Genomic DNA, 4776 nt, shown 5'->3' with positions numbered 1-4776 from the left:
CCCCGGAGGGGCCCGCGGCCGTCAGGACGCGTGCGGCCCCCCGTCCTCGTCCTCCTCGTCCTGGCCCGGTGCCGGGAGGGCGGGGCCGGCCGCCTTCCGGCGCCGGACGCGCACCGCCCACAGCACTGCTGCCACCGGCACCGCCACCAGCAGGAACGGCAGCACCGCTGCCACCGCCACGACGATCCCGCGCACGATCACGGCCAGCACGTGCCAGCCGCCGCTCAGCGCCGAGCCGACCGACTCCCAGAAGCCGTCCTTCTCCGGGGCCTCCGGCACGCCGTCGGGCGCGGGCTTGTCCTGCTGCCGGCGCACGTCCAGGGTGACGGTGGACAGCGAGGTCTTCGCCGACAGCTCCTTCACCTGCTTCTGCAGCGACTCCAGGTCCGCCTCCCGGCGGCTCAGCTCGCTCTCCAGGCTGACGATCTCGGCCAGCGTCTTCGCCTGCGCCATCAGCGCCCGCACCCGGTCCACGCTCGCCTGCTGGCTCTGCATCCGGCTGTTGACGTCCGCGACCTGCTGGGTGAGGTCCTCCGCCTGGCTGCGCCGGGAGACCACCTCGCCGAGTTCGGCCAGCCCGTCCAGCGTCTGCTGGAACGCCGCCGACGGCACCTTCACGGTGATCTGCCCGCTCTGCAGGGCGCCGGCCGCCTCCTCACCGCCGCCTTCCCCGCGGCCGCTCGCCGTCTCGCTCGCCACGTAGCCGCCGGCGGCGAGGGCCAGCGCGCGGGCCCGCGCCATCGCCTCGTCCACCTTCGCCGTCCGCACCGTCAGCTGCGCCGAGTACGCGATCTGCCGGGCGTCCGCCGCGGGGGCCGGCGCGCCCTGTCCCGTCGCGCCCTGTCCCGTCCCACCCTGTCCCGTCGCGGCCTTGGGCGCCGCCGAGGCCGCGACCCCCGGCGCCCCCACCGCGGAGTCCGCCTTGGCCGCCTCCCCGGCGGCGGCCTGGGCCGGGGCGGCCGCCGACATGTCCTTGGTGCTCCCGCCGTCCCGGTCCGCCCCGCAGCCCGCCACCAGCGCCGCCGTCACGGCGACCGCCGCCAGCGCCCCCGCTCTCCGCCGTCCTCTTCCCACCGTCGGGCCCTCCCCGCGTCGACTGTCCCGCACCCCCTTCCGGGGCGCTCGGACCATTCGACGGGCGCCGGGCCGGATCGGATCCGCCCGGGACGTCGCAGCTTGATCACGGCTCGGCTGCGGAGCGGACAAGGCGTCAGGCCGACTCCACCTCGATCCCCGCCCGCCGCAGCAGCGCCGCCGTCACCCCGTCCCCCGGCCGCAGCGTCCCGCCGAAGGTCCCGTCGTACACCTGCCCGCAGCCGCACGACGGGCTGCGGGCCATCAGCACCGCCCGCCGCGCGCCCGCCGCCCCGGCGGCGGCCAGCGCCGCCCGCGCCCCGGCCGTGAACTCCTCCGTGCGGTCGGCCCCGGTCGCGTCCACCACCCGCGCCCGCCCGTCCAGCACGTCCGCCCCGTCCCCGCCCACGATCTCCGCCGCCGGCCGGGGCGTCGGCAACCCGCCCGCCCCCTCCGGGCACACCACGACCGCCCGCCCCCCGGCGACCAGTTCGTCCACCACCCGCGCCGCCTTCGCCCGCCCGTCGTACCGGCACGGCACCCCGGCCAGACACGCACTCACCAGCACCTTCTCGTCGGCGCCCTCGAACGCCGCCGTCCCGTCCACCACCGGCTACTCCCGCCCGTCCCGATCCGCGCCTCTATCACATGCGACCGGCCGCCGTGGCCGACACCCAACCGCTTCACCCGTCAGGTCCACCGCGGAGGAATCGCCTCGTCGATGCCACGCCGCAGTGGCTAGCGTACGACTGTGTCCGAACTGGCCGACTGGATGTACCCGCCCGCCCCGCCCCCCGGCCCCGGCGTGCTGATGAACCCCTACGTCCGCTGCGGAGTCGCTACCGTGGAGCCCATGAGTGAGCTGCCGGAGTGGATGTACCCGCCCCGCATCGAGGGGTGGTTCGCCGAGGACCTCGACCGCCTGCCGCAGGCGCCGAGCCACACCGAACTGATCGACGGAGCACTGGTCTTCATGATGTCCCCGCAGCGCTGGTGGCACGGCGAGCTTGTCACCGATCTGGTCATCGCATTGCGTGGCCGGGTACCTGAGGGAAGCAGGGTCGGGCGAGAGATGACGATCAGACTCGACAAGCGAAACCGCCCCGAGCCGGACCTGATCGTGACCACCGCCGAGTACGAACCCGGCCGGACGCAGTTCGCGCCGAACGAGGTCTCCCTCGTCGTGGAGGTCGTCTCTCCCGAATCGGCCCACCGGGACCGCGTCGTCAAGCTGCGGAAGTACGCCGAGGCCGGCATCCCGCACTACTGGCTGATCGAGGAGGAGGACGGCCTGCCGGTGGTGCACGCGTACGAGCTCGACGCCAACGTCTCCGCCTACGCCCCGGCCGGGATCTTCCGGAAGCGGCTGGAGCGGCCGGTGCCGTTCCCGGTCGACATCGATCTGACCGCCCTCGTCCCCGCACCCAGGGCGAAGCGTGCAGCGGATTGAGGCAAAGGTGTAAGGACCTGCGAGACTGCGAGGCATGGCGCAAGCACATGTCGTGGTGATCGGCGGCGGTATTGCGGGACTGACCGCTGCCGCCGTGCTCGGTGGGGGTGCGGGGGAGCCGGCCCGGGCGCGGGTGACGCTGTTGGAGGCGTCGGAGCGGCTCGGCGGGAAGCTGTGGGGCGGCGAGGTCGGCGGGGTCCGGGTGGACCTCGGGGCCGAGTCGATGCTGGCCCGGCGGCCGGAGGCGGTCGAGCTGGCGCGGGCGGTCGGGCTCGCCGAGCAGCTGGAGCCGCCGACCACCGCCAAGGCCGCGATCTGGACCAGGGGCGCGCTGCGGCCGCTGCCCGGCGGCCAGGTCATGGGCGTCCCCGGGGACCTCGCCGCGCTGGCGGACTCCGGGGTGCTGACCCCCGAGGGGCTGGAGCGGGCCCGGCACGAGGCGGCCGGCGAGGCGGTCGCGGACGATGTCGCGATCGGCCGGTACGTCGCCGAGCGGCTGGGCCGGGAGGTGGTGGACCGGCTGGTGGAGCCGCTGCTCGGCGGCGTCTACGCCGGGCACGCCGACGAGATCTCGCTGCGCGCCGCGGTGCCCGCGCTGCTGCCGGTCGCCCGCGGCGGCGGCTCGCTGCTCGACGGCGTGCGCGAGCTGGCGACCCGCCCCAGGACCGTCGGCACCCCCGTCTTCCAGGGCCTGCGCGGCGGCCTCGGCACCCTGCCGACGGCGGTCGCCGAGGCCTGCGCGCGGGCCGGCGTCGAGCTGCGCACCCGTACCGGGGCGACCGAGCTGCGGCGCACCCCCGACGGCTGGCGGGTGACCACCTCCGACGGCGACACCCTGGACGCGGCCGCCGTCGTACTGGCCGTGCCCGCGCCCGCCGCCGCCCGGCTGCTGCGCGCCGACGCACCGGGCGCGGCGGCCGAGCTGGACGGCGTCGAGTACGCCGGGATGGCGCTGGTCACCCTGGCGTTCCGCCGCGCCGACCTGCCCGAGCCCCCGGCCGGCAGCGGCTTCCTGGTCCCGCCGGTGGACGGCCGCCGGATCAAGGCGTCGACGTTCTCCTCCAACAAGTGGGGCTGGCTGGAGCGCTCGGCCCCGGACGCCTTCGTGCTGCGCACCTCGCTGGGGCGGCTGCACGAGGAGGAGCCGCTGGAGCTGGACGACGAGGAGCTGGTCGCCCGCTCGCTGGCTGACCTGGGCGAGGCGATCGGCCTGACCGCCCGCCCCTACGACACCGCCGTCACCCGCTGGCGGGCCGGACTGCCGCAGTACCCGGTCGGCCACCTGGACCGGGTGGCCCGGATCCGGGCGGCCGCGGACCGGGTCGGCGCGCTGGCGCTGTGCGGGGCGGCGTACGACGGCGTGGGCATCCCGGCGTGCATCGCGAGCGCCCGGGCGGCCGTCGCCGGGCTCGACAGAGTGTTGACCCCGCTGGCCGGGGCGAACGTCACGGAGAGGACAATGGGCGCATGACTGAGACCGTTGAGCAGCAGGCCGCCGAGCAGCCCGCGAAGAAGAAGGCGCGGGACCTGAACCAGGTCATCCGCTACACCATGTGGTCGGTGTTCAAGCTCAAGGGGGCCCTGCCCGAGGACCGCACCGCCCTGGCCGCCGAGGTCGACGAGCTGTTCGCCCAGCTCGCCGCCAAGGACATCACGGTGCGCGGCACCTACGACGTGTCCGGTCTGCGCGCCGACGCCGACATCATGGTCTGGTGGCACGCCGGCGACTCCGACGACCTCCAGGAGGCGTACAACCGCTTCCGCCGCACCGGCCTCGGCCGGCTGCTGGAGCCGGTCTGGTCGAACATGGCGCTGCACCGCCCGGCGGAGTTCAACAAGTCGCACATCCCGGCGTTCCTCGCCGACGAGACCCCGCGCGACTACGTCTGCGTCTACCCCTTCGTCCGCTCCTACGAGTGGTACCTGCTGCCGGACGCCGAGCGGCGGGCGATGCTCGCCGAGCACGGCCAGATGGCCCGCGGCTACCCGGACGTGCGGGCCAACACGGTCGCCTCGTTCGCGCTGGGCGACTACGAGTGGCTGCTCGCCTTCGAGGCGGACGAGCTGCACCGGATCGTGGACCTGATGCGCGACCTGCGCCCGTCCCGCGCCCGGCTGCACGTCCGCGAGGAGGTGCCGTTCTTCACCGGCCGCCGCAAGCCGGTCGCCGAGCTGCTCAACGGCCTGGTCTGAGCGACGCGCGCCGCACGACGGCGGCTCACCGGCGCCGGCCCCGGGGACACCTCCCCGGG

At 75.4% G+C, this 4776-nt stretch carries 5 protein-coding genes; 3 read left to right on the top strand and 2 right to left on the bottom strand.

Going from position 1 to position 4776, the window contains the following annotated elements:
- Positions 1-21: 21 nt before the first annotated feature.
- A complete protein-coding gene (locus ACFU74_RS36110; RefSeq protein ID WP_380764364.1) occupies positions 22-1074 on the bottom strand; it encodes a DUF4349 domain-containing protein in 1053 nt (350 codons plus the stop codon).
- A gap of 136 nt (positions 1075-1210) precedes the next feature.
- A complete protein-coding gene (locus ACFU74_RS36105) occupies positions 1211-1684 on the bottom strand; it encodes a DUF523 domain-containing protein (protein WP_380764363.1) in 474 nt (157 codons plus the stop codon).
- 243 nt (positions 1685-1927) lie between these two features.
- Here ACFU74_RS36105 and ACFU74_RS36100 point away from each other — a divergent pair, with 243 nt between their 5' ends.
- The 3 genes from ACFU74_RS36100 to hemQ are packed head-to-tail and all read left to right on the top strand — an operon-like array spanning position 1928 to position 4717.
- Positions 1928-2524: a Uma2 family endonuclease gene (locus ACFU74_RS36100; RefSeq protein WP_380764362.1), complete on the top strand. Its 597-nt coding sequence runs from the start codon at positions 1928-1930 to the stop codon at positions 2522-2524.
- A 34-nt stretch (positions 2525-2558) separates the two neighbouring features.
- Positions 2559-3995 (top strand): protoporphyrinogen oxidase, encoded by a 1437-nt coding sequence (hemG, locus tag ACFU74_RS36095; protein ID WP_380764361.1) that lies wholly within the window; start codon positions 2559-2561, stop codon positions 3993-3995.
- Positions 3992-4717 carry a hydrogen peroxide-dependent heme synthase gene (hemQ, locus tag ACFU74_RS36090; RefSeq protein ID WP_380764360.1) on the top strand — a complete coding sequence of 242 codons (726 nt, stop codon included), beginning with the start codon at positions 3992-3994 and terminating at the stop codon, positions 4715-4717. Before hemG ends, hemQ begins: the two co-directional genes overlap by 4 nt.
- The last annotated feature ends 59 nt before the right edge of the window (positions 4718-4776 follow it).

Source organism: Kitasatospora sp. NPDC057500 (assembly GCF_042802195.1).
Taxonomy (GTDB): Bacteria; Actinomycetota; Actinomycetes; order Streptomycetales; family Streptomycetaceae; genus Kitasatospora.
The sequence above is the reverse complement of the archived record's forward strand: the minus strand, read 5'-3'. Positions and strand labels throughout refer to the sequence as shown.

What these genes read in the sequence shown, in the direction of transcription:
- ACFU74_RS36100 (WP_380764362.1), top strand. Translation starts at nt 1,928, where the DNA reads ATGAGTGAGCTGCCGGAGTGGATGTACCCGCCCCGCATCGAGGGGTGG.
- hemG (WP_380764361.1), top strand. Translation starts at nt 2,559, where the DNA reads ATGGCGCAAGCACATGTCGTGGTGATCGGCGGCGGTATTGCGGGACTG.
- hemQ (WP_380764360.1), top strand. Translation starts at nt 3,992, where the DNA reads ATGACTGAGACCGTTGAGCAGCAGGCCGCCGAGCAGCCCGCGAAGAAG.